Raw genomic sequence first — 24199 nt, 5'->3', positions numbered from 1 at the left:
AACAGAAGGGAGGCTTAATATGAGTAAAAGCGTTCGAGCGCTTGCGTCGTCTCTGGTCATCGGAGCCATCGCGGTTTCCGGTGTCGCCAACGCCGCAACCCTGAAATTCGGGCACGATAACAAGCCGGATCCAACCGACAATCCCGCCCACGCCTGCGCGCAGGTGTTTTCCAGCATTGTCGAGACCGACACTAATGGGGAGATTGAGGTCGAGTTCTATCCGAACAACGAACTCGGTTCGGGCTCCGAACACATCCAAATGGTGCGTGACGGCGTCATCCAGGCGACCATCGTCTCGACCGGCGCCATGTCGTCGTACTATCCGCGGATCGACGTCCTGAACCTGCCCTTCGCCTTCGCCAACAACGCGGCGACCTATCAGGTGTTCGACGGGCCGTTCGGCAAGGCGTTGAAGCGGGACATCGAAGACACGCTTGGAGACGTCGTCGTTCTCGGGTTCCCGGACACGGGCGGGTTCTTCGCCGTGACCAATTCCCAGCACGAAATCGCTACGGTGGAGGACTTCAACGGGGTCCGGATCCGCACGATGAAACTCCCGTCCCACAAGGTGATCATGAATGCCCTCGGGGCCGAGGCCTATCCGCTGGCCTGGGGCGAAGTCTATTCGGCGCTTCAAACCGGCGTGATCGATGGTCAGATGAACCCGATCCCGATCATCTCCTTCTCCAATTTTCAGGAGGTGCAGAAGTACCTGACGCTGACGCGCCACCTGTTCTCGCCTTACACGCTGCTCCTCTCGAAGGACTTCTGGGACGGTCTGGACGCCCGGCAGCAGAATATTCTGCGCTACGCCGCGAACTCCTGCGTCACCGCTTCGCGGGGCATGGCGCGGATCATCGAGGCTTCCGACCGTGGGCTGAAGGGGGTGCGCCAGGAGATGCAGGTCACCGCGCTTTCGCCCGACCAGCGTGATCAGATGCGCGATGCCACACGGCCGGCCTTCATCGACTACATCGAGAGCAATTACGGCGATAAGGCCGTCGACATGCTCGGCCTGCTTAAGCAGGAAGTGAAGAAAGCCAACGAGGCCGAGTATATGGAGGCTGATCAATAAGCCTCATCTATTAGCGGGCTGGGGCGGTTCGCCATATCGAACCGCCCCAATCCTCTTGATGAGTTTCTGGCGGGGGCGGCTCCGAGCATTTTAACGGCGGGGCGTGCGTGATGGCGAAGACGCCGCGCCTGCGGTAGGAAGTCCGCTCACTCAAACCGGTCCGAAGGCACAGCTGTCAGGCCATTGGTGCCGGAAGGCGACAAAGGCCGGGACCGCTTTGCTGGCGGCCCCGACCTTTACAGCAGAAATCTTCCCGATCAGCGGTTAGTAGGTCAGATCGGGACTATCGTTGTAGAGGCCGTGCGGGCGCGGGTACTCGTCCAACTCCTTTTGATAGCAGTGGATCATCGCTCCCCATCCGTGGCGTGCCATGGCTTGGCTCGTGGCCGGGGTGGTTTCGCCCGCTGCGCGCTCGCCTTCTGGCATGCGGATACCGTATTTGGTCCGGGTCTGCTGCTCGACCGCCTGCACGAGGTCCTGGCCCAGGTTCAGGCTGGCCAGCAGATTGTCGTGCACGTCGCGGGTCAGCAGGCGCTGCATGGCGTCTGTCTTGCCGTCGGCCAGCAAGGCCTTGGCGCGCGCCTCGACGTCATCGCGCTGGGCCAGAAGGCCGGTCTCGAAGCGCTCGATCTCGCCGGTTACCGGATGCAGGAAATCGCTCGGGTGCTCGCAGGTGTGGTACAGCAGCCGCTTGAACGTCCGGGTCGCGTAGCGCGTCGCCTCCAGCGGCCCATAATCCGGGTCCAGGAAGTGCGAGGACGCGTTCTTGGTCATGTAGCGGTGCTGACTGAACTCCGGCGGCACCGAGGTCGTCGCGATCGGGATCGGGACGAACGGCGTGGTGATGCCGCTGGTGATCGCGGTCCACAGCGTATGCAACTGCTTCGGCGCGTCGGGGCGGATGTGGGCGACCTGACTGTAGCCGGTGAAATCGGTCGACCAGCGCGGATCGCGGACATAGGCCATCAGGTCCTTAACCGACACCGGGGCCATCTCGCGCAGCTCGGCTTCACGGGCCACCGGGTTCCGGGCGTCGGCATAGAACTGCGGGTAGTAATCCTGCTCGACGTCCGCTGGGAACGGCTTGCCGTAGACCTCCTGCAGGTTCAGCGAGCCTTCGCCGTCCCACCAGCCCTGTTCGCGGGCGAAGGAGACCAGGTTGTCCGAGCCCATGTAGCCGTCGCGCTGCTTGAAGTCGGCCGGAAACGCGTGGATGTAGCCCGGATACATCACCCGAACCTCGTCCGGGCCGATGCGCTTCGCCGCCCACAGGCCTTTGGCGGCGTAGTTGATGAACACCCAGGCTTCCTCGGAATCGGCGAACAGGTGCGAGTTGCCGCCGTAGGTGGAGAAGCCGTGCTCATCGATCAGACGTCCCACGAGCGCGGCAGCCTCGCGCGCGCTGGTCGCGCGCTCCATCGCCACGCGCGCCAGATCGGAGTAGTTCGGGCCTGATTGCGGCGCGTTCTGTTTGGCGATGTCGACGAGTTCCTGGCGCGACGGCGACCAGATGTCACGCGCTGCCACACCGTATTCGTTCAGGCCGCCATTGGTGAGCGGCGGCGGGAAGCCGGCGAACTCGGAATAGTTCGAGGTGATGTATTTGGCGGTCTGCCGCGCCTGCGGAATCGTGGTGAGCTCGCCCGGGATGCGGGCGGCGTCGGTCACCCCGACCTTCATCGTGGCGTCTTCGGGGAAGGAGCGCCGCGGCACGATTTCGATCCAGTGGCTGGACGGCTCGTGTCCGAAGCCGCCGACCAGCGTCGAACCGTCGGCGGTGAGTTCGTGGCCGATATAAATCCCCAGACTCTTGGAGTTCGGGTGGCCCACCGGCTCCGGAGTTTCCGGCTGCGCATTTGCCGGCATGGCCAGCCCGGCACAGAGCGCGGTCGCGGTCACCCACAGCGATTTGCGTGACAAGATCATCGTATGACTCCTTCTGATCGGCGGGACCGGAGCATGTCCATCGCCCGCCTGTAGTCCGGTAACGTGTTTGCGGTTTTGGAGTTCTCTGACGTTCTCGAACCTCCTTTCGGTCGTGATGCGTCCTTATCCCGGCCTGTGTCCGGCTTTTTGGATAGGCGGGACGTCCTCTGCGCTCCCGCCGCGTCGGAGCGCAACGGAACAGGGCAGGGGGCGAGCCTTCAGGTTAGAGGGCTCCGGGGCTTGGACGCGACGGGGCGCGTGCGGAGGCATGTGAGAAACGAGGATGCCTTGCGGCCCGCACCGCTTTGATGATGTTGAGTCGTATAGGGGGGCTTTGTCGTTCATGCAATGAAACGTTTCAAAATAGGCATGGCGAGAGGGAGGTGGCAGGGATACCCTCCCGCTACCGAATATAAACATCGCCCACTTCGGTGGATTTTTCGAGCTTTATTCAAATAATTGGAGTTTTTCTATAAATTATTTTTATTCCAGGAATGATTTTGTGCAACTTCCCAGGTCCGACTGCATCGAGCAACCTTTCCCGAAACCTATGATGAGCACCGCGATTTGGGGGCTCGTAGGAGGCGCGTTGCGCTAGCTGGTTTTCACAAGCGGCAGGAAAATCGAATCAACCCAGGCCGTCCGCAACTCCGGCGGTGGTGGTGAGAACGTCATGATGGCGTGATGGCGGTGCAGGTCGGTGAGCAGCGAGTTGATTGGCGGCGTGAGCTTTTGGGGATCGATCTCGCCCCGCTCCACGGCCCTGTCGAGAATCGATGCGAGTACGCTTTTCTCGCCTGCGATCAGCGCCGTGCGCAGGTCCTGGGGGGTCGATGAGGTTTCGTTGAAGTATTCGCTCGCGAACAGCGTGAAAATGGCGGCGATTCCGCTGACGCGGTTGGATAGGCGCTCCAGGTATTCCAACAATTCGGTGCGCAGGTCGCCTTGGTCCGGCACCTCCAGCGGGAATTTCTGCCTCTGTTGCCGGATCGCCGCGATCGCGAGATCGACCCGCCCGTTCCAGCGGCGGGCCAGGACCGGCCGGCTGGTCTGAGCCCGCGCGGCAACGTTCTCCATCGTCAGTCCGGCATAGCCGCGCTCGGTCAGTTCCAGCCAGGCAGCGTCCAGGATGGCGCGCTCAAGGTCTGCGCCGCGCCGACGTTGCCTCATCCGACGCTTCCTCCAATAAGATACACATCCGCATCTTGACGGTCGAAGAAAAGGACGCCTATAAGATGCGCGAGTGTATCGTGATGACAATTATGCACGGGAATTAGTCGTATGCACGAGGCGATGCCATGACAAGCAGGTTTGAGCGGCTCTGGCCGGGCGCGACCGCCAGAGGGTATACCGCAGTGGCTTTGATCGGGGTGGTCTGTGGCGTCGGTGCGCCTGCGCAGGCAGGTCCGCAGAGCGATGATGAGAGTGCCGACCGGTCGGATCGCGCAAGTGCGGCCGGTTTGGAGAGCGCGGATCATTGGACGTTTGGCGCGGGGGTTGCGGCGCGGCCTGAATTCGAAGGGTCCGATGAGTATGCCGCCAGCCCGGTTCCGATTGTCGACGTGCAGTACGGTCGGTTTTTTGCGAAAACCAGCGATGGTATCGGAGCCTATGTCGTCGACACGCCCGATTTCACGGTCGGCGCCAGCGTCAATTGGATGGAAGGGTACGATGGCGACGACGTCGCGCGTGGCATTGACGACGTCGACGGGGAGCTTGGCGCACGTCTGTTCGCGTCGACCCGGTTTCAGGGGGTGGAGGCCACGCTCGGGGCTACCCAGGCTGTGACCGATACCGACCGTGGCCTGCTCATCGATGCAGAACTTGCCTATCCATGGGCGGCGAGCAAGCGCTTCATCATCAAGCCAAGCATCAGCCTGAGTTGGGCTAACGGCACTTACATGGACGGCTATTTTGGCATCAGTTCGTCGGAGTCCGCGACATCGGGGTTGCGGAGATACGAACCGAGCAATGGCTTCAAGGACGTTTCGTTGCGTATCAGCGCCCGCTACCGCATTACCGACAGCATCACTGGGATCGGGGCGGTCGGCGTGACCCACCTACTGGGGGAGGCTGCAGACAGCCCCATGGTCGAACAGGAGACGTCTCCCACCGCCTTTCTCGGGTTGAGCTATACCTTCTAGCCGCAGCCATCTCGGCACCCTCGGATACGAATCCCCGCAATTAACTTGAAGCCCGCCACTCCCTTGGCGGGCTTTTTTGTGTGCAAAGAGGTCCATCAGGCCGTTGCCGTGTGTGCTTCAGCGCGCGTTGTTTATGTTGCGCCTGAATCCCGACCCCAGGTGTATGTGTTCACCGGATAATTGTGCGTTTGGCGTCGCGTGCATCTATTCGAGTCAAACAACCAAGACAGATAATATTCGTTTATATTGGTGTATAATCTTTTGCCTGAGTTGTAGACTTTAGATAATCCACAAATTTATCGCGTTAGAACCTGATAAGAGTTAATTATCTCGGGGTCCGAATGGACATATTAACTATATAAATAGGTGGGCGGGCGCACGTTATGGGAGCTGCAGGGTGAAAGACCGCGGAGATTTCGCGTCCTGGTGTCAGGCGGCCGTCGAGCGTGTAGCGATAGCCGAGGCGCGCACCGTCCCGTACTTCCAGGTTGCGGCAACGAGTTACACCGTGTGGTGGGATCATTGTGCGGGCCGGATACCTTGCCGGCAGCAGCTTGATCCGGTGCGCTTCGGGGCTGCGGTTCTGCCCAATCTGACCCTGATCGAGGTTGTCGAAGACGGGGACGACTACCGCTGGCGGCTGTGCGGGGAGCATGCGGCACAGGTTATGGGGACAGGTTTGGCCGGGCGCTGCCTATCCGAGGTGGAGGTGGAGGCGGGCTCGGGTGTTCTGTTCCGGCAGGCGCTGAACGACGTCGTCAGGGAGCAATCGCCGCTGTTCTATGTGCTGCGCCATCGCACTGTGACCGGGTGCAGAAAGCGGAGCTACGGTGTGCTGCTGCCCCTGCGCGATGCCGATGACCGTCCGCAGACGACCGCCCCGGTCCGGTACATTCTTGGGGCGAGCGACTGGACCCAGGGCGCCTAGCTATCTGTGTCCGCCAAGTCTTTAGGTGCGGGAAAGCGCGGCGCCAGCGCCGAGCGAGAGGGCGAAGATCGCGGTTGCCGAGACCACCATTGCCGGGCCGGACGGCAGGTCCCACTGGTAGGATGCGGCGAGCCCCACGATCACCGACACCCAGCCGACCCCTACGGCAGAGACGGCCATCCCTTCCGGCGAGATGGCGAACCGCCGGGCCGCGGCTGCCGGGATAATAAGCATCGAGGTGATCAACAGCACGCCCACCACCTTCATGGCGATTGCGACCAGGATCGCCAGCATCAGCATGAAGGCCAGCCGCACCGCGAGCACTGGAATGCCTTCCGCGGCGGCCAGTTCGGGATGCACCGAAACCATCAGCAGCCAGCGCCACAGCACGATCAGGCCGGCCAATACCGCGCCGCCGGCGCCGTAGATCCAGGCCAGGTCGCGCCAACTCACCGCGAGCACGTCGCCGAACAGGTAGGTCAGGAGGTCGACGCGCATGCCCTCCATGAAGGAGATCGCGACCAGCCCCAGCGCCATGCCGGCGTGGGCCAGGATGCCCAGCAGCGTGTCGTCAGCCAGCCGGTGCTGGCGTTGCAGGCCGACCAGCAGCAGCGCGACCACGGCCGCCGCGAGAGCGATCCCGAACATCGGATCGATACCCAGCAGCACGCCGAGGGCGATGCCGAGGAAGGCGTTGTGGGCCAGACTGGTGCCGAAGTAGGCCATCCGGCGCCAGACCACGAAGCAGCCGAGCGGCCCGGCCACTGCGGCGATGCCGAGCCCGGCCAGCAGCGCGCGTTGCAGGAATTCGAGCTGGAACAGGGCGGGCAGGGTCATGGCTGGCCGTTTTCGTTGTGCCGATGTGCTGGCACGTCGGTGCCGTCCAGCGGGACGACCGCGCCGTGGGCGTCGTGGGTGTGGTCTTGAGCATGGTCGTGGGCATGGGCGTAGACCGCCAGCGTGCGGGCAGCCTCGTGACCGAACAGCCGCTGATAGTCCGGGTGCTGACTGACGGATTCCGGTTCGCCGCGGCAGCAGACGTGATGGTTCAGGCACAGCACTTGGTCGGTTTGGCGCATCACCAGGTGCAGATCGTGACTGACCATCAGGACGGCAAAGCCGTGACTTTTGCGCAATTGATTGATCAGCTTGAACAGGGCGGTCTGACCGGTGACGTCGACCCCCTGCAGCGGTTCGTCCAGTACCAGCACGTCCGGCCGGCGTAGCAGCGCCCGGGCCAGCATGATCCGCTGGAACTCGCCCCCCGACAGGGTCGACAATTCACGTCCGAGCAGGTCCGGGACGCCGACCTCTTCAAGCGCGAGCTCGATCTCCCGGCGCGCCCGCCGCCGCGGCAGCGACAGGAAGCGCCCGACCGTCAGTGGCAGGGTCGGGTCGACGGCGAAGCGTTGCGGCACGTAGCCGAAGGCGAGCCCCGGCTTGCGCCAGACGCGGCCTGTGGTCGGCTTCGTCAGGCCGAGGGCGATGCGCAGCAGGGTGGTCTTGCCCGCCCCGTTGGGGCCGATCAGCGTGACGACCTCTCCCGCGTGTAGGCTCAGGTCGACATGCTCCAATACCGCCGTGCCGTCGAACTGCAGGCTGACATCACTGACCTCGATCAGCGGCGTTTGGCTTGAGGGATCGGATGGCCGCGTAGCCGGGCGTTCGGCTGCCTGGAGGTCGGTCTTGTCAGTGCGCAAACTGGGATCCTTCGGCGGTCTGCGCGCAGACAGGGCAAAGCCCGCGCATTTCGACGGTTCGGCGTTCGACCTGGAAGGCGAGGTTGGCGGCGGCGTCGTTGAGCGCGCGGTCCAGTTTGGGGTCTTCCAGCTCGGCGGTGGCGCCACAGGCGCGGCAGATCAGGAAGCAGCCGGTGTGGGTTTCGCGCGGGTGGTGGCAGCCGATGAAGGCGTTGAGGCTCTCGATCCGGTGGATCAGGCCATGGTCGAGCAGGAAGTCGATCGCGCGGTAGACGGTTGGCGGGGCGACCCGGCCGCGTTCGCGCGACAGGTCGTCGAGTAGCTGGTAGGCGCCGACCGGCTTGCGGTGCGCCCAGATCAGCTCGAGCACCCGGCGGCGGGTCTTGGTCAGCTGCGCGCCGTCGCGCGCACAGATTTCCTGGGCGACCGTCAGCGCGGCGTCGATACAGTCGCGGTGGTCGTGCTCGTGCTGGTCGAACGCCGCGCGCGTTTGCGAGGACTCCATCGCCGTCTCCATCGGGTTGACGTAGACACGTTATATCGTATCTTGATCGTCCGTCGAATTCAACATCCCACCAACGGAGGTACGCATGCGCACCCCGCATCGCGCCGCCTGGCTGGCGACCAGCCTGCTGGCCGCGTCCGCGCTTGCTGGGCCGGCCAAGGCCGCGCCCGAGGTGGTCGCGACCGTGAAGCCCGTGCACAGCCTGGTCAGCGCCGTGATGGACGGCGTCGGCACGCCGCGCCTGCTGGTCGAGGCCGGGCAATCGCCGCACACCTATTCGCTGACCCCATCCGACGCCGGCGCGCTCGAGGGCGCTGACCTCGTCGTCTGGGTCGGCCCGAGTCTGGAATCCTTCCTAGTGCGCCCCGTGCGCAACATTGCGCAAGAGTCCGCCTCCTTTCCGCTGCTGCATCTGGACGGCTTGAACCTGCTGCGCACCCGCGAAGGCGGCGCCTGGGAAGGGCACGCCCACGACCATGGCAGCGGAGGGCACGATGCGCACGATCACGAAGATCATGACCACGACGGTCATGATCATGAAGAGCATGCCCACGAAGCCGAGGAGGCGCACGGGCATGAGCAGGACGACCCCGCCGCCCACGACCATGCTGATGCCCACGACCATGCGGACGAGCATGATCACGGCCATGCGCACGAAGCGCATGCTGGCGAGGGGCACGATCATGCCGGCGGCGAGGTCCAGGGGATTCCAGAGGACGAACTGGATCCGCACGTCTGGCTCGATCCCGATAACGCACAGCTGATCCTGCAGGCGCTGGCGGACCGGCTTGCCGAACTGGATCCGGCGCACGCCGAAACCTACCAAGCGAACGCGGAAGCCGCGGTGCAGCGGATCGCCGAACTCGATGCCACGATCGCGGAGACGATCGCGCCGGTGCAGGACGTACCTTACGTCGTCTTCCACGATGCCTACCATTACTTCGAGCAGCACTATGCCACCAATGCGGTCGGGTCGATCACCCTGAGCCCGGAGCGTAAGCCGGGGGCAAAGCGGCTGACCGAGGTGCGGGACAAGATCACCGAGCTCGATGCCCGCTGCGTCTTCCGGGAGCCGCAGTTCGCCCCGGATTTGGTGGCGACGGTCGTTGAAAACACGCAGGCACGGATCGGCACGCTCGACCCGCTGGGCGTGGACCACACGGCCGGACCGGACGCCTACCCACAGACCATGCGCGATTTGGCGACCGACCTGCGCAACTGCTTGTCCGCCCAGGAATAAGCCAACGCAACAGCCCGGGGGTGCCGTCCCGCGCGGCGCCTCCGGGCGTTTTTGGAGATATCGAAAGTAACGATATAACATTGGAATTAAGATGCCTTTCGAGCCTGCAGCACACCGCCGCAACACGCTGGTGAAGATGAGCGTCAACTATCTGCACAGCGAGACCGACGAACCGGGCGGTCAAGACGAGACGGTCGATACGGGTCTGCTGCGCCTGCAGCTGACGCTTTAACGGTCTTGGGTCACGTCTGTCCTGTCTCCCGGACGGGCGGACGTGACCCGGCTCGGATGGTCATGACAGACGATCGCGATAAGCAGCTGGCATCGAACGAGATGAATACACGCTGGCGGTATGCAGGCCGGGAACCGAGCTTGGCCGCGCTGCTCGACGATCCGATCGCCGCTTTGCTGCGGCGTCGCGACGGCCTCCAACGCGCCGACGTTCTGCGCGCGTTGGCGACTGCTCGTCGGTCGACGCCACGCACCCGCTTCGGGGCCGCGCGCAACCCGGGCGCCTCGCCGGCGCCGGTGCCATGGAGACACAAGTGGCATGAATGAGATACCGAAGAACTTGGCGACGTCCGGCGGCCCGATCGACCGTCGGGTTATGTCAGGCGCCTACGTGCGTGTCGGCCCGCGTGGCTCTATTCTGTTCGCCGCGCGCGAGGAGGCCTGCGTCCTGGCGTTATGGCACCGCCAGATCGCGGACTGCGTCGCCCGGGAGCTCGACCGGCTGGCCTTCGACGGTCTGCCGGCCTTCGACGTGCTGGGCGGCGTGGTGTCCGTGCGGGCCGAGGCCCGAGCGGCGATCGATCGGTCGGCGCTGGCGGGCAGCGCGATGGGCCGATGGCTGGAGAGCGACATCGCCGGCTTGTGTTGCCGTTATGCCGCCGTGACCGGGGGCGGGCGCATGCACGTCCGGCTTGCTGCGATCGACGACGATGCGTGCCGCTATTTCCACGTCGATCGCCTGTCCATGCGGCTGCTGTGCACCTACCGCGGCCCGGGCACACAATGGGTCGCGCCGGAGACGTCGGTGCGCGGCACCGGCGGCCCGGAAGTTACGTCCGTGCTGGAAGCTGCCCCCCATCTGATCCGTCAGGTGCCAACCCGGTCGATCGCACTGTTTCGCGGGCGGACGCCTGACACGCAGTCGCCTGGCTTGCTGCATCGTTCCCCCCCCCCAGCGCAGGGGAACGACAACCACCGGCTGGTCTTAACTGTCAGTACCGGCGGGGCGTTCGCCTGATTCCGGCGTCGGGCGCGTGCGGGTTGCGACGGAGCAGCCGCACCAGGGACAGGTCCGTGCCGCCAGCAGATTGCGGACGTCGCTTTCGCCGATCTCCATTCCCTGCTTCTCGAGATTCTGCACAACCTGGTCGATCAGATCCTCATGATAGCGGCTTGACGAACACGCGGCCTGGTAGCCGCGTTGGGCCTCAGGCGTTGGGTCGACGCGGCGGAACGCGCTGGCACTGACCGGCACGCCGGCGGCGATGGCCATGGCGGCGCTGGAGAGGAAGAAACGGCGGCGGCTGGTCATCGCGCACTCCTGGGATCACGCCTGTCTACTGTCGGAATGTGCCCCAAGTCGCGCCCCGGCGCCACGACAGGGTGATTTCGCACCGAAGGCGACTAGGTGTCCTGCTCGGCCAGGATATCCTCGATCCAAGTGCGTCCCGCGACCGCTTGCGGGAAGCCGGAGGTGGGGGCGAGCAGCATGCTGACGTGGCGGATTTCCGCCGCGCTTACCCCGGCTTCCAGCGCCCGGCGGACGTGCGAGTGCGTGGCGCCTTCCGAGCGTTGGGCGATCGCCGCGGCGATCTTCACCAGATGGATGGTGCGTGCGTCCAGCGGGCCGGCCTCGGCAACCGCCTTGCCCAGCTGCTCGTAGGCATCCCAGACGTCCGGATGATATTGGGCGATCTGTTGGGCGGCGGTGGGAAGCTTGCTGTTGGTCGACATGGTGGGCCTTTCTTTCAGGTACGCTCGGGGTCCGGGTCGACGTTGTCGATCAGCCGGGATGGCTGCGCCAGGGCGCGCAGCTTGTCGATATCGCGGAAATGCACCTCATTGCCGCGCACAACAGCACCATGGTCGCGGACGGTCTGTAGGCTGCGGGACAGGTTTTCCCGGGTCATGCCCAGATAGGTGGCGATCGTTTTACGGTCGGCTGGCAGGCGCACGACGTCGGCATTGTCGGCCTTGTGCCGTAGCTCCAGGAAATACGCGGCGATCCGTTCCGTGCCGTCGCGCAGCTTTTGCGATTTCAGCCCCTTCATCACGCGCCGGAACTCCTCGGCCAGTGCGCGCATCATGGCATCATTGAACGCCGGGTCCTCGCGCAACAATGCGTGTGCCATCGGGGCTGGGATCATCAAGATGCGCGCTGGCGAGATGGTCCGCGCGGACATCAGGTAGGGCAGGTCCTGCACGATCGCCGCCAGGATGAAGGCGCGCACCGGATGCATGATGATCATCGTGCTTTCCCGGTCCTTGAAGCTGCCGTAGAGCTCCACAACGCCGTCGAGCAGGATGTGCAGCATGTCCGCCCGGTCGCCTTCCTCGATCAACTGAGTGGCTGCCGGGAATCGCTGCAAGTAGCTGGCGCGCACGAGGGCTTGCAGGTTCTCCTCGGTCATTTCGGAGAAAGGCGTCAGACGGCGCAGCGCCTCGATATCGTCTTCGCGAATCATGCCTCACCCCGCCAGCGGAAATGCAGCATGGCTGCCGAGGGTGTGATGAACATCAAATATTCCCGTGGCGTCCATCAATTGCTTCCGTGCTGCGCGTTATTTTGGTTAGCGGTGAGGATCAAAAGTACATCCAAGTAGAATCAGTTATCAGGTGCCGTTGATGTGAATCAAGTGTCTGTCATGTGGGGCGGCGCAGGGTCCGAACCCGACGGCCCGCCAGACGCAATTCAGGCGGGCGACTCCGCGAAATGCCAAACTTCGCGATCCCCTTAGGGTCAGACGGGAGACAGACATGAAAGACCTGAGCGGGGTCACACGCGGCCAACAGGTTCGCGCGCTCGGCCTCAGCACGCTGTCCTTCACCGTATGCTTTGCGGTATGGACCATCTTTTCGATTATCGGCGTGAAGATCAAACAGGATCTGGGCCTGAGTGAGACCCAGTTCGGCTTGTTGGTCGCCACGCCTGTTCTGACCGGTTCGATCAGCCGGATTTTTCTAGGCGTGTGGACCGAGCAGTTCGGCGGGCGGCTGGTGTTCACCGTGCAAATGCTGACCACCGCCGTGGCCTGCTGGCTGCTCTCGATGGTGACCACCTACGAGATCTTCCTGCTGGCTGCGCTTGGCGTTGGACTGGCCGGTGGCTCGTTCATCGTTGGCATCGCCTACACCTCGCAATGGTTCGAGAAGGAAAAGCAGGGAACTGCGCTCGGAATCTTCGGCGCGGGCAACGTCGGTGCAGCCGTGACCAACTTCGGCGCCCCCTTCCTGGTGCTCGCGCTCGGTTGGGAGCAGACGGCGCAGGTCTACGCCGTCGTTCTGGCGGTGATGGCGGTCGCGTTCTTCCTGCTGTCCAAGGAAGATCCGGGCACGAACGCCCGCCGCAAGAGCGGCGAGAAGCCGGCCTCAGCCTTGATGCAGCTGGAGCCGCTGAAGAAGGTTCAGGTGTGGCGCTTCGCGACCTACTACTTCTTCGTCTTCGGCGCGTTCGTTGCGCTCGCCTCTTATCTGCCCAACTTCTACACCGGCGCCTACGGCGTCACGTTGGCGACCGCCGGCACGCTGGCGGCGCTGTACTCCCTGCCGGCCTCGGTCTTCCGGGCGCTGGGCGGTTGGTTGTCCGACCGTCTGGGCGCGCGTTTCGTGATGTACCTCACGTTCGTCGTGTCGCTGGTCTGCCTGTTCATCATGAGCTACCCGGCGACCGAGTACGTGGTGCAGGGCAAGGAAGGCCCGGTCAGCTTCTCCATGGCGATCCCGTTGTGGATGTTCGTCACGCTGGCGGTCGTGCTCGGCTTCGTGATGTCGCTCGGTAAGGCCGCGGTCTACAAGCACATCCCGGTGTACTACCCGGAGCACGTCGGCTCGGTCGGCGGTCTGGTCGGCATGATCGGCGGCCTGGGGGGCTTCGTCCTGCCGATCGCCTTCGGCGGCCTGCTCGATCTGACGGGCGTCTGGCAGACCAGCTTCATGCTGATGTTCGTGATCGTGCTGGTCAGCCTGATCTGGATGCACGTCGCGATCCGGCTGATGGAGCGGCGCAAGTACCCGCAACTCGCCGAGGAAACGCAGCTCTCGGACCTGCCGGACACGCCGGTCCAAACCAGCCGCGTCAGTCAGGGTGCGCGTGCGGCCGGGAGCAGCTTCCAGGCGGCCCGGGCGACCCAGCAGCGCTTCAACTAATCCCGGGTTTCGGTCCCGGCGGCCCGTGACGGTGCCGCCGGGGCTGCCCCGCGACCAAGCTTTCCCGCATTTCAAGGAGTGGACGTATGTCCAGCCACGCCCCAACCGCCAATGGCCCGAATTCGGGCAAGGTGCTGCAAGACTGGCGGCCCGACGACGAGGCCTTTTGGCAGGCCGAAGGCCACCGAATCGCCCAACGCAACCTTTGGATCTCGATCCCCTGCCTGTTGCTTGCCTTCTGCGTCTGGCTGGTCTGGTCGGTCGTCGTCGCCAAGCTGCCGCAGATCGGCTTCAACTACACCACCAACCAACTGTTCTGGCTGGCCGCGCTGCCGGGCCTGTCCGGCGCCACGCTGCGTATCTTCTATTCCTTCATGGTGCCGATCTTCGGCGGCCGGCGCTGGACGGCGGTGTCCACGGCTTCGCTGTTGCTGCCCGCCATTGGCATCGGGTTCGCGGTGCAATCGCCGGAGACGCCCTATGGGATATTCCTGCTGCTGGCGCTGCTGTGTGGTTTCGGCGGCGGCAATTTCGCCTCCTCGATGGCGAACATTTCCTTCTTCTTCCCGCGCAAGTCCAAGGGCAATGCGCTGGCCTTGAACGCCGGCCTGGGCAATGCCGGCGTCTCGGTGATGCAGTTCCTGGTGCCGATCGTGATCACCCTGGGGGTGTTCGGCAGCCTGGGCGGCGAGCCGCAGACCCTATCCGAAGGCGGCAAGATCTGGCTGCAGAACGCAGGCTTTGTCTGGGTGCCGTTTCTGATCGTCAGCACGCTGGCGGCTTGGTTCGGCATGCACGACATCGCCAGCGCCCGCGCGTCCTTCCGCGAGCAGTCGGTGATCTTCAAGCGCAAGCACAACTGGATCATGTGTGTGCTGTACACCGGTACGTTCGGCTCGTTCATCGGCTACTCCGCCGGTTTCCCGCTGCTCGCCACCAACCAGTTCCCGGACGCGAACGCCCTGCAATACGTCTTTCTCGGTCCGCTCGTGGGCGCGCTCAGCCGGGCGGCAACGGGTTGGGTTTCCGATAAGTTCGGCGGCGGTCGGGTCACGCTGGTGACCTTCGTGACGATGATCCTGGCGGTGATCGGTATTCTGTTCTTCCTCGGCATCCGCGAGCAGCCGGGCGCCTTCTGGGGCTTCTTTGCGATGTTCATGGTGCTCTTCTTCGCCACTGGCGTGGGCAACGCCAGTACCTTCCAGATGATCCCGGTGATCTTCCGTAAGGAGGTGCCCCGGCTTCTGCCGCATCTGAACGAGAGCGAGCAGACCCGGCAGGCGGAGAAGGAATCCGCAGCCACAATCGGCTTCACCAGCGCGATCGCGGCCTACGGCGCGTTCATCATCCCGAAGTCGTATGGCTCCTCGATCGCACTCACCGGGGGGGCGGAGACAGCGCTCTACGCCTTCATCGCCTTCTACCTGATCTGTGTCGGCCTCACCTGGTTCTACTACACCCGGCGCAACGCCGAGATCCGCTGCTGACACCTGCTCCCCAGCACGCTGGAGTCTTGGCCGGCGGCCGTTCCCTCGGGGACGGCCGCCGCTTTGTTTGTGATGTTTCTCACGTATCCATAAGAAGTAAATCAATATCAAGACAGAAATAAGTAACCCTCTGATTCAGGTCAGATCAAAACTACAAGACGATTGGTCTCGAACGGGCTTCGATTGATTTGGATCAGGTGGTTCCTCCAGTGGGGTCGGCATCTTCCAGGTCGAACACAGCGACACACGGCCCTTTCGCGGGCCAGAGGAGACCTGAGATGAGCCACTTCCTCGACCGCCTGACCTTCTTCAAGAAGAACGTGGGCGAATTCGCGAACGGCCACGGCATCACCACGGCCGAGAACCGCGGCTGGGAGGAGGGCTACCGGTCGCGCTGGCAGCACGACAAGGTCGTGCGCTCCACCCACGGGGTGAACTGCACCGGTTCCTGCAGCTGGAAGATCCACGTTAAGGGCGGGATCGTCACCTGGGAGACGCAGCAGACCGACTATCCCCGCACCCGCCCCGACATGCCGAACCACGAGCCGCGCGGCTGCTCCCGGGGCGCCAGCTATTCCTGGTACATCTATTCGGGCAACCGGCTGAAGTACCCGATGGTGCGCAAGGCCCTGCTGCGGCAATGGCGGGAGGCGCGCAAGACGTTGTCTCCGGTGGCTGCCTGGCGGTCGATCCAGGATGATTCCGCCAAGCGGCAGAGCTACGTCGAGCGCCGCGGCCTGGGCGGCTTCGTGCGCGCCGACTGGGACGAGGTGACGGAGATCGTCGCCGCCTCCAACGCCTACACCGCCAAGCAATACGGTCCGGACCGGATCGCCGGCTTCTCGCCGATCCCGGCGATGTCGATGGTCTCCTACGCCGCCGGCACGCGCTACCTGTCGCTGCTCGGCGGGACCTGCATGTCGTTTTACGACTGGTACTGCGACCTGCCGCCGTCCTCGCCGCAAACCTGGGGCGAGCAGACCGACGTGCCGGAGAGCGCGGACTGGTACAACTCCAGCTTTCTGATGATCTGGGGCTCCAACGTGCCCCAGACGCGTACCCCGGACGCGCACTTCTATACCGAGGTCCGCTACAAGGGCGCCAAAAGCGTCGTCGTGACCCCGGACTATTCCGAGGCGTCGAAGTTCGCCGACCTGTGGCTCTCGCCCAAGCAGGGCACGGACGCCGCGCTCGGCATGGCGATCGGTCACGTCATCCTGAAGGAGTTCCACGTCGACCGGCAGGCGGAGTACTTCCAGGACTACGTCCGCAAGTACAGCGACTTCCCGATGCTGGTGCGTCTCGACGAGGCCGAGGGCGGCCATGTTTCCGGCCGGCTGCTGCGGGCCAGCGACATCAAGGGCGCGTTCGGCCAGGGTGCGCAGGCCGATTGGAAGACCGTCGCGATCGACGAGACCAGCGGGGAGATGGTGGCCCCGCGTGGGTCGATCGGTTTCCGCTGGGGCGATAAGGGCAAGTGGAACCTGGAAGAGAAGGACGCGGACGGCAACGACGTCCGTCTCAAGCTCAGCCAGACCGATGCCCACGACGAAGTCGTCCCGGTCGCCTTCCCGTACTTCGGCAATCAGCACCACGACTACTTCACCGGTACCGATCATCCGGACAAGCTGCTCCGCAACGTCCCGGCCAAGCGGGTCACGCTGGCCGACGGCAGTGAGGCCCTGGTCGCCACGGTGTACGACCTGTTCGTCGCTAACTACGGCGTCGATCAGGGGCTGGGCGGCGAGCACATCGCCAGCGATTACGACAGCGACGTGCCCTACACCCCGGCCTGGCAGGAGCGGATCACCGGGGTGTCGCGCGACCACGTCGTCTCGGTCGCGCGCGGTTTCGCCGCCAACGCCGAGAAGACCCACGGCAAGTCGATGGTGATCCTCGGGGCTGGCCTCAACCACTGGTACCACATGGACATGATCTACCGCGCGATCATCAACATGCTGGTGATGTGCGGTTGCGTGGGTCAGTCGGGTGGCGGCTGGTCCCACTACGTCGGCCAGGAGAAACTGCGCCCGCAGACGGGGTGGACCAACCTCGCGTTCGCGCTCGATTGGGCGCGGCCGCCGCGGCACATGAACTCGACTAGCTACTGGTACGCGCATACCGACCAGTGGCGCTACGAGCGGCTATCGGTCTCCGACATTCTCTCCCCGACGGCCCCGGAGGGCGACTGGGTCTCCCAGAGCCTGATCGACTACAATGTCCGCGCCGAGCGGATGGGCTGGCTGCCCTCGGCCCCGCAGCTGAACCGCAACCCGCTGCAGGTCGCCAAGGACGCCGAAGCCGCCGGTCAGGACCCGGTGGACTACACCGTCGCGCAGTTGAAGTCCGGCGAGCTCGCGTTCGCCTGCGAGGACCCCGACGCGCCCGAGAACTGGCCGCGCAACCTGTTCGTCTGGCGCTCCAACCTGCTCGGCTCCTCCGGCAAGGGCCACGAATATTTCCTGAAGCACCTGCTGGGCACCAAGCACGGCGTTCAGGGCAAGGACCTGGGCGAGGAGGGCGGCCAGAAGCCGGCCGAGGTCGCTTGGCACGATCAGGCGCCGGAAGGCAAGCTGGACCTCTTGGTCACGCTCGACTTCCGGATGTCGACCACGGCGCTCTACTCCGACGTCGTGCTGCCGACGGCGACCTGGTACGAGAAGAACGACCTCAACACCTCCGACATGCACCCCTTCATCCACCCGCTGTCGACGGCCGTCGACCCGGTGTGGGAGTCGCGCACCGACTGGGGCATCTACAAGTCGATCGCCAAGAAGTTCTCCGAGATCGCGCCCGAGGTGTTGGGCAAGGAGAAGGATGTCGTCCTGACCCCGATGCAGCACGACAGCCCGGGCGAGCTGGCGCAGCCGTTCGGTGTGTCGGAGTGGAAGAAGGGCGAGATCGAGGCCGTGCCCGGCCAGACCATGCCGATGATCAAGGTGATCGAGCGCGATTATCCCAACGTCTATAAGCGCTTCACCGCGCTTGGCCCGTTGATGGAGAGCGCGGGCAACGCCGGCAAGGGCATCGCCTGGAACACCGAGCACGAGGTCGACTTCCTGCGCCAGCTGAACGGCACGGTGCAGGACGACGGACCGACCAAGGGCATGCCCCGGATCGAGAGCGACATCGATGCCTGCGAGGTGATCCTGGGGCTCGCGCCCGAGACCAACGGTGAGGTCGCGGTCAAGGCCTGGGACTCGCTCGGCAAGCAGACCGGGCGCGAGCACACCCACCTCGCGACCAGCCGCGCGGAGGACAAGATCCGTTTCCGCGACATCCAGAGCCAGCCGCGCAAGATCGTCTCCTCGCCGATCTGGTCGGGTCTGGAGAGCGAGCACGTCAGCTACAACGCCGGCTACACCAACGTCCATGAGCTTATCCCCTGGCGCACGCTCACCGGCCGGCAGCAGCTCTACCAGGACCACCCCTGGATGCGGGCGTTCGGCGAGCAGCTGTGCGTCTACAAGCCGCCGATCGATACCCAGACGCTGCACCCCTTCCTGGAAGGGGTGGCGACCCAGAACGGCAATCCGCACATCGCCCTCAACTTCATCACGCCACACCAGAAGTGGGGCATCCACAGCACCTATACCGACAACCTGCTGATGCTGACCCTGTCGCGCGGCGGTCCGATCGTCTGGATCTCCGAGCGCGATGCGCAAAAGGCCGGGATCGAGGACAACGACTGGATCGAGGCGTTCAACGCCAACGGCGCGCTGACCGCCCGGGCCGTCGTCTCCCAGCGGGTCAAGGAAGGCATGGCGCTGATGTACCACGCCCAGGAGAAGATCGTGAACGTCCCTGGCTCCGAGATCACCGGTACCCGCGGCGGCATCCATAACTCCGTCACCCGGACGGTGACCAAGCCGACGCACATGATCGGTGGCTACGCCCAATACAGCTACGGCTTCAACTACTACGGCACCGTGGGCGCCAACCGCGATGAGTTCATCGTGGTGCGCAAGATGGCCAAGGTCGACTGGCTCGAAGATCCCGAGAGCCCGACCCTGGACCAGTCTGAAACCCAGGCCGCCGAGTGACACCCGAGCCAGCGGAAGGAGACATCAAATGAAGATCCGCGCTCAGATCGGCATGGTGCTGAACCTCGACAAGTGCATCGGGTGTCACACCTGTTCGGTGACCTGCAAGAACGTTTGGACCAGCCGCGAAGGCATGGAATACGCCTGGTTCAATAACGTCGAGACCAAGCCCGGCGTTGGCTACCCCAAGGACTGGGAGAACCAGGCGCGCTGGAACGGCGGCTGGCGGCGCAAGGCGGGCGGCCAGATCGAACCCAAGATGGGCGGCAAGTGGCGGATGCTCTCGAAGATCTTCGCCAACCCGGACTTGCCGGAGATCGACGACTACTACGAACCCTTCACCTTCGACTACGAGCACCTGCACACCGCTCCCGACCTGCAGCACCCGCCGACCGCGCGGCCCCGCTCGCTGATCTCGGGCGAACGGATGAGCAAGGTCGAGTGGGGCCCGAACTGGGAGGAGATCCTGGGCGGCGAGTTCGCCAAGCGCAGCCAGGACTACAACTTCGCCGAGGTCGAGAAGGAGATCTACGGCGAGTTCGAGAACACCTTCATGATGTATCTCCCCCGGCTGTGCGAGCACTGCCTGAACCCGACCTGTGTCGCGGCGTGCCCGTCGGGGGCGATCTACAAGCGCGAAGAGGACGGCGTCGTCCTGATCGACCAGGACAAGTGCCGCGGCTGGCGCATGTGCGTCTCCGGCTGCCCGTACAAGAAGATCTATTACAACTGGTCCAGCGGTAAGTCGGAGAAATGCACCTTCTGCTTCCCGCGGATCGAAGCGGGCCTGCCGACCGTGTGCTCGGAGACCTGCGTCGGACGGATCCGCTACTTGGGCGTGATGCTGTATGACGCCGACAAGATCGAGGCAGCGGCCAGCGCGGCAAACGAACAGGATCTCTACCAGGCGCAGCTGGACGTCTTCTGCGACCCCTTCGATCCGGACGTGCAGGCACAGGCGCGCAAGGACGGCATCTCCGAGAGCTGGCTGGAGGCGGCCAAGCACTCGCCGGTCTGGAAAATGGCGATGGACTGGCAGGTCGCCTTCCCGCTGCACCCGGAGTACCGGACGTTGCCGATGGTCTGGTACTGCCCGCCGCTCTCGCCGATCCAGTCGGCGGCCGAAAGCGGCAAGATCGACCTGGAAGACGGCATGCCGGACGTCTCGCAGCTGCGCATCCCGGTCAAATACCTCGCCAACCTGCTGACCGCCGGCAAAGAGGCGCCGGTCGTGAGCGCGCTCGAGCGGATGATGGCGATGCGCCAGTACATGCGCTCGAAGACCGTCGACGGCGTGATCGACGAGGCCGTCGCCGAGAAGGTCGGCCTGACCGGAAACGAGATCGAAGAGATGTACCGGATCATGGCGATCGCGAACTACGAGGATCGCTTCGTCATCCCGACCACGCATCGGGAGAACGCCGAGGACGCCTACAACCTGCGTGGCTCCTGCGGCTTCTCGTTCGGCAACGGCTGCTCCGGCGGCGACAGCGCGCCCAATCTGTTTGGCCTGGCCAAGAAGGCCAAGGCGACCAACCCGATGGAGGTCGAGTGATGTATAGCTATAAGGCCCTGGCCGCGCTCCTGACCTATCCGTCGGCCGAGCTGCAGCAGGCGGTGCAGGCGGGAGACCTGCAGGCTGCGATTCGCGAGGAAGGTCTGCTCGATGGGCGCATGCAGCGCAAGCTGGATCCCTTGCTAAGAGAGTTGGCCAGTTGGGATCTGCTCGATCTGCAGGAGCGCTATGTCGAACTGTTCGACCGCTCCAGGTCGCGTTCGCTCTATCTGTTCGAGCATGTCCATGGCGAGTCTCGCGACCGTGGGTCGGCGATGGTCGAGTTGAAGAGCATGTACGAGGACGTCGGCCTGGAACTCGACAGCGCCGAGTTGCCTGACTTCCTGCCGCTCTACCTGGAATACCTGTCGGTCCTCGATCCGGAGACGGCGCGCACGCGTCTGGCGCAACCGATCCACGTCGTCTCCGCGGTGGGCGAGCGCCTGCGTCGGCGTGAGGAGAGCTACGCCGGGGTGTTCACGGTGCTCGAGACATTGTGCCCGGAGCAGCTGGACCGGGACGAGTTGGAGCAGCTGCTGGCGTACGGCGACGACGATCCGAACGATCCCGAACAGCTGGATAAGGACTGGGAAGAGAGCCCGGTTACCTTTGGCCCGGACGCACCGGGGACCGGTGGCAATTCTTGCGGCCGGATCAAGCAGATCGCCGAGCGGATCGCCGCCGGCCAGGCCCGCCAGCAGGCCGGGCAGGCGGGCGACGGCCGGCGCACGGGCACCAACGCCTAACCCGGCTCAAGGACCTCACGACATGGCCGACTATCTCAACACCCTTCTCTTCGGCTACTACCCGTATATCTGCCTGGCGGTGTTCTTCCTGGGCAGTCTGGTGCGGTTCGACCGGGAGCAGTTCACCTGGCGCAGCGGCTCCAGCCAGCTGTTGCGGCGCAAGCAGCTGCGTCTGGGCAGCAACCTCTTCCATATCGGTGTGCTGGTGATCTTTTTCGGCCACCTGGTGGGGCTGCTGACCCCGATCGCGGTGTTCGACGCGCTTGGCATCGGCCACGGCTTCAAGCAGTTGATGGCGATCGTCATTGGCGGTTTGGCGGCGGTGTCCGCGCTGATCGGCGCGACCCTGCTGCTGCACCGCCGGCTGAGCGACCCGCGGATCCGCCGGAACAGCTCGTTCAGCGACAACGCGATCCTGATCTTGCTGTACGTCCAACTGCTGCTCGGTATCGCCACCATCCCGATCTCGGCCGGGCACCTCGACGGGCACATGATGGTCAACTTCATGACCTGGGCGCAGAGTATCTGGACCTTCCAGCCAGCCGCCACCTATGTCGCCGAGGCGCCCTGGATCTTCAAGCTGCACCTCTTCCTGGGGCTGACGATCTTCCTGGTGTTCCCGTTCACGCGCCTGGTGCACGTCTGGTCGGTGCCGGTCTGGTACCTCGGCCGGCGCGGTTACCAGATCGTGCGCACCCGCAATGGCAACGGCCGGAAAGCCGTCTGACGCGACACTGCCGGCGGCGTCTCTCGATCTGGCGCCGCCGGCCACGGCCCGAGAAGGAGGCCGATGACATGACCACCATTAAAGTCAACGACGCCGAAATCCCTGAACAGGCGATCGCGCAGGAAACCCAGAACCATGCCGGGCAGTCGATGTTCCAGGCGCGCGAGGAGGCGGCTCAGGCCCTGGTGATTCGCGAGTTGCTGCTGCAGGAGGCGCGCAATCTTGGCTACAGGCCGCGCCCGCACACCCTGGGCGAGGGCAAGCGCGAGACTGACGAAGACAGCCTGATTCGCCAGTTGCTGGACGATCAGGTGGCAACCCCGACGGCCGACGAGGCGGCCTGCCGACGCTATTACGAGAACAACAAAAAGCGATTTCAGAGCCCCAGCGTCTACGAGGCCGCCCACATCCTCTTCCCCGCTGCGCACAACGATGAAGACGCGCGGGTCAAAGCGCGCGCCCAGGCACAGGCGGCGATCGATACCCTGGCCGCGCACCCCAACGCCTTCGCCGCGCTGGCCTACGAGCAGTCAGCCTGTTCCTCCGCCAAGGAAGGCGGCCGGCTGGGGCAGGTGACGCGCGGTCAGACCGCCCCGGAGCTGGAGAGTTTCATGGACTCCCTGGAACCCGGACAGGTTTGCCCGGTCCCGGTGGAGACCCGCTACGGCGTTCACGTCCTGCGTCTGGACGCACGCGAGGACGGTCGGCAGTTGCCGTTCGAGGCGGTTCAGCCGCGCATTGCTGAGTACCTGCAGCAGCAGTCCTGGAACCGTGCGGTCTCGCAATACATCTCCATCCTCGCCGGCAAGTCGCGGATCGAAGGGCTGCAGATGGCCGCCGCCAGTTCGCCGCTCGTGCAATAGGGGGAGGTGACGATGAACCTTGGCACCGTATTGGAAACCCTGCGCCGTGCTCCCGACCCCATTGCCCTGGTGGGCCAGGACCTGAACCTGGTTACCCTTGCCCAGGCAAGCGCGGCTGCACAGCGGCACGGCGAAAGCTTGGGCGACTATCTGCAAGGCGCCATCGTCGGCTTTCTCGACCATGCCAGCGAGGAGGACTGGGCCCAGCTAATAGGTCGCCTGCGCCACGGCGATTGTAGCCCTGGTACCTGTCTCAACCTGATGCTGAAGCGCCGGCTGCGCCAGGAAGACCGGCATGCCTGCTGCCACGGATAGCAAATCCGCCACGACGACTCTCTTATCGGCGCCGAGTATGGCTCTGGCCGACCGCCCCCTCGTGTTCATCCGGGCACAGATCAACAGCCTCCGCGCTTTGATCGATATGTTGGAGAGCCTGGGCGAAGCAGGCGATGGGGCGCGACGGGCGGCAGTGTGTTCCTATTTGTGCACCCGCTTGTTGGCAGTTCTGCAGGACCGGCGGGCCAATGTCCTGCCGGTGATGGGGCGCCGGGCGGCTCCAGAGGATGATGCCGATCATCTGTCGGAATCTTTGACGACGTCCTATGACGCGGTTCAGGCCAATGCGGAACTGCTCGTATATGCGCTCGCGGACACCTCCACGGCGGAGCGTCCGCTGCCCCGTCCGGCATTGGACGCTGCGCGTACGCTGGCGCTTCATTTGCGCCAGATGGTGTCGCTCGAATCCTCTGTGCTGGTACCGTTGTTGCGGGTGCGCCTGACAACAGCCGACGAGGAACTGCTCGCTGCCGCTTTCCGTGCCCGTCGCGAGAGTTGGCCCGGTTGGTCGCGCGCCGCGCGGTAAGCTAATCGGGGATAAGAGAGG

Annotated in this window: 23 protein-coding genes; 15 read left to right on the top strand and 8 right to left on the bottom strand. The window is 64.4% G+C overall.

Annotated elements, in window-relative coordinates; translation table 11 throughout:
- Positions 1–19 precede the first annotated feature (19 nt).
- Complete coding sequence (locus tag RHOSA_RS0115800; RefSeq protein ID WP_027289443.1) at positions 20–1075, top strand: TRAP transporter substrate-binding protein; 1056 nt, start codon at positions 20–22, stop codon at positions 1073–1075.
- A gap of 264 nt (positions 1076–1339) precedes the next feature.
- On the opposite strand, the gene RHOSA_RS22965 is transcribed toward RHOSA_RS0115800, so the two are convergent.
- A complete protein-coding gene (locus RHOSA_RS22965; protein WP_200371973.1) occupies positions 1340–3001 on the bottom strand; it encodes a C69 family dipeptidase in 1662 nt (553 codons plus the stop codon).
- A 594-nt stretch (positions 3002–3595) separates the two neighbouring features.
- Positions 3596–4171, bottom strand: a complete 576-nt coding sequence (locus tag RHOSA_RS0115790; protein ID WP_027289442.1) for a TetR/AcrR family transcriptional regulator — start codon at positions 4169–4171, stop codon at positions 3596–3598.
- A gap of 128 nt (positions 4172–4299) precedes the next feature.
- Between RHOSA_RS0115790 and RHOSA_RS0115785 the strand changes: the two genes are divergently transcribed.
- A complete protein-coding gene (locus tag RHOSA_RS0115785) occupies positions 4300–5145 on the top strand; it encodes a MipA/OmpV family protein (protein ID WP_081728768.1) in 846 nt (281 codons plus the stop codon).
- A 397-nt stretch (positions 5146–5542) separates the two neighbouring features.
- On the top strand, positions 5543–6073 hold the full coding sequence (locus RHOSA_RS0115780; protein WP_027289440.1) for a PAS domain-containing protein: 531 nt from the start codon (positions 5543–5545) through the stop codon (positions 6071–6073).
- A 21-nt stretch (positions 6074–6094) separates the two neighbouring features.
- On the opposite strand, the gene RHOSA_RS0115775 is transcribed toward RHOSA_RS0115780, so the two are convergent.
- From RHOSA_RS0115775 to RHOSA_RS22960, 3 genes are read right to left on the bottom strand one after another with little or no spacing between them, the layout of a single operon-like run.
- Entirely contained in the window at positions 6095–6910 is an 816-nt protein-coding gene (locus RHOSA_RS0115775; protein ID WP_027289439.1) for a metal ABC transporter permease, read from the bottom strand.
- Positions 6907–7773: an ATP-binding cassette domain-containing protein gene (locus RHOSA_RS0115770; RefSeq protein ID WP_200371972.1), complete on the bottom strand. Its 867-nt coding sequence runs from the start codon at positions 7771–7773 to the stop codon at positions 6907–6909. The genes RHOSA_RS0115775 and RHOSA_RS0115770 overlap by 4 nt, the downstream gene beginning before the upstream one ends.
- Complete coding sequence (locus RHOSA_RS22960) at positions 7763–8278, bottom strand: Fur family transcriptional regulator (protein WP_037258728.1); 516 nt, start codon at positions 8276–8278, stop codon at positions 7763–7765. The genes RHOSA_RS0115770 and RHOSA_RS22960 overlap by 11 nt, the downstream gene beginning before the upstream one ends.
- 85 nt (positions 8279–8363) lie before the next feature.
- On the opposite strand from RHOSA_RS22960, the gene RHOSA_RS0115760 reads away from it, so the two are divergent.
- From RHOSA_RS0115760 to RHOSA_RS24425, 3 genes are all read left to right on the top strand, one after another.
- Positions 8364–9518 carry a zinc ABC transporter substrate-binding protein gene (locus RHOSA_RS0115760; protein ID WP_027289437.1) on the top strand — a complete coding sequence of 385 codons (1155 nt, stop codon included), beginning with the start codon at positions 8364–8366 and terminating at the stop codon, positions 9516–9518.
- 91 nt (positions 9519–9609) lie between these two features.
- Positions 9610–9750: a hypothetical protein gene (locus RHOSA_RS25225; protein ID WP_156092766.1), complete on the top strand. Its 141-nt coding sequence runs from the start codon at positions 9610–9612 to the stop codon at positions 9748–9750.
- A gap of 318 nt (positions 9751–10068) precedes the next feature.
- Positions 10069–10767, top strand: a complete 699-nt coding sequence (locus tag RHOSA_RS24425; protein ID WP_051432213.1) for a DUF1826 domain-containing protein — start codon at positions 10069–10071, stop codon at positions 10765–10767.
- Here the strand turns inward: RHOSA_RS24425 and RHOSA_RS0115740 are convergent.
- The 3 genes from RHOSA_RS0115740 to RHOSA_RS0115730 all read right to left on the bottom strand — a co-directional run bounded on the left by RHOSA_RS0115740 (position 10735) and on the right by RHOSA_RS0115730 (position 12214).
- Positions 10735–11061 (bottom strand): hypothetical protein, encoded by a 327-nt coding sequence (locus RHOSA_RS0115740; protein ID WP_027289435.1) that lies wholly within the window; start codon positions 11059–11061, stop codon positions 10735–10737. The genes RHOSA_RS24425 and RHOSA_RS0115740 overlap by 33 nt on opposite strands.
- Before the next feature lie 92 nt (positions 11062–11153).
- A complete protein-coding gene (locus tag RHOSA_RS0115735; RefSeq protein WP_027289434.1) occupies positions 11154–11483 on the bottom strand; it encodes a carboxymuconolactone decarboxylase family protein in 330 nt (109 codons plus the stop codon).
- 14 nt (positions 11484–11497) lie between these two features.
- The gene (locus tag RHOSA_RS0115730) at positions 11498–12214 is read right to left on the bottom strand and encodes a helix-turn-helix domain-containing protein (protein WP_051432212.1); all 717 of its coding nucleotides are present in this window, start codon (positions 12212–12214) and stop codon (positions 11498–11500) included.
- A gap of 292 nt (positions 12215–12506) precedes the next feature.
- On the opposite strand from RHOSA_RS0115730, the gene RHOSA_RS0115725 reads away from it, so the two are divergent.
- The 9 genes from RHOSA_RS0115725 (at position 12507) to RHOSA_RS0115685 (ending at position 24178) form a co-directional block, all read left to right on the top strand.
- A complete protein-coding gene (locus tag RHOSA_RS0115725; protein WP_051432211.1) occupies positions 12507–13895 on the top strand; it encodes an MFS transporter in 1389 nt (462 codons plus the stop codon).
- A gap of 86 nt (positions 13896–13981) precedes the next feature.
- On the top strand, positions 13982–15382 hold the full coding sequence (locus RHOSA_RS0115720; protein WP_051432210.1) for a NarK family nitrate/nitrite MFS transporter: 1401 nt from the start codon (positions 13982–13984) through the stop codon (positions 15380–15382).
- 278 nt (positions 15383–15660) lie between these two features.
- Positions 15661–19425: a nitrate reductase subunit alpha gene (locus RHOSA_RS0115715; protein WP_027289430.1), complete on the top strand. Its 3765-nt coding sequence runs from the start codon at positions 15661–15663 to the stop codon at positions 19423–19425.
- A 28-nt stretch (positions 19426–19453) separates the two neighbouring features.
- Positions 19454–20980 carry a nitrate reductase subunit beta gene (gene narH, locus RHOSA_RS0115710; RefSeq protein WP_027289429.1) on the top strand — a complete coding sequence of 509 codons (1527 nt, stop codon included), beginning with the start codon at positions 19454–19456 and terminating at the stop codon, positions 20978–20980.
- Positions 20980–21726 carry a nitrate reductase molybdenum cofactor assembly chaperone gene (gene narJ, locus RHOSA_RS22950; RefSeq protein WP_051432209.1) on the top strand — a complete coding sequence of 249 codons (747 nt, stop codon included), beginning with the start codon at positions 20980–20982 and terminating at the stop codon, positions 21724–21726. Before narH ends, narJ begins: the two co-directional genes overlap by 1 nt.
- Before the next feature lie 22 nt (positions 21727–21748).
- A complete protein-coding gene (gene narI, locus RHOSA_RS0115700; RefSeq protein WP_027289428.1) occupies positions 21749–22453 on the top strand; it encodes a respiratory nitrate reductase subunit gamma in 705 nt (234 codons plus the stop codon).
- A 68-nt stretch (positions 22454–22521) separates the two neighbouring features.
- Positions 22522–23316 (top strand): peptidylprolyl isomerase, encoded by a 795-nt coding sequence (locus RHOSA_RS0115695; protein WP_027289427.1) that lies wholly within the window; start codon positions 22522–22524, stop codon positions 23314–23316.
- Positions 23317–23328: 12 nt separating this feature from the next.
- A complete protein-coding gene (locus RHOSA_RS22945) occupies positions 23329–23631 on the top strand; it encodes a hypothetical protein (protein WP_037256484.1) in 303 nt (100 codons plus the stop codon).
- Positions 23632–23668: 37 nt separating this feature from the next.
- Positions 23669–24178: a hypothetical protein gene (locus tag RHOSA_RS0115685; protein ID WP_027289426.1), complete on the top strand. Its 510-nt coding sequence runs from the start codon at positions 23669–23671 to the stop codon at positions 24176–24178.
- The last annotated feature ends 21 nt before the right edge of the window (positions 24179–24199 follow it).

It is taken from the genome of Rhodovibrio salinarum DSM 9154, from assembly GCF_000515255.1.
In the GTDB taxonomy this organism is placed as follows: domain Bacteria; phylum Pseudomonadota; class Alphaproteobacteria; order Kiloniellales; family Rhodovibrionaceae; genus Rhodovibrio; species Rhodovibrio salinarum.
This window is presented reverse-complemented; position numbering and strand designations above follow the sequence as displayed.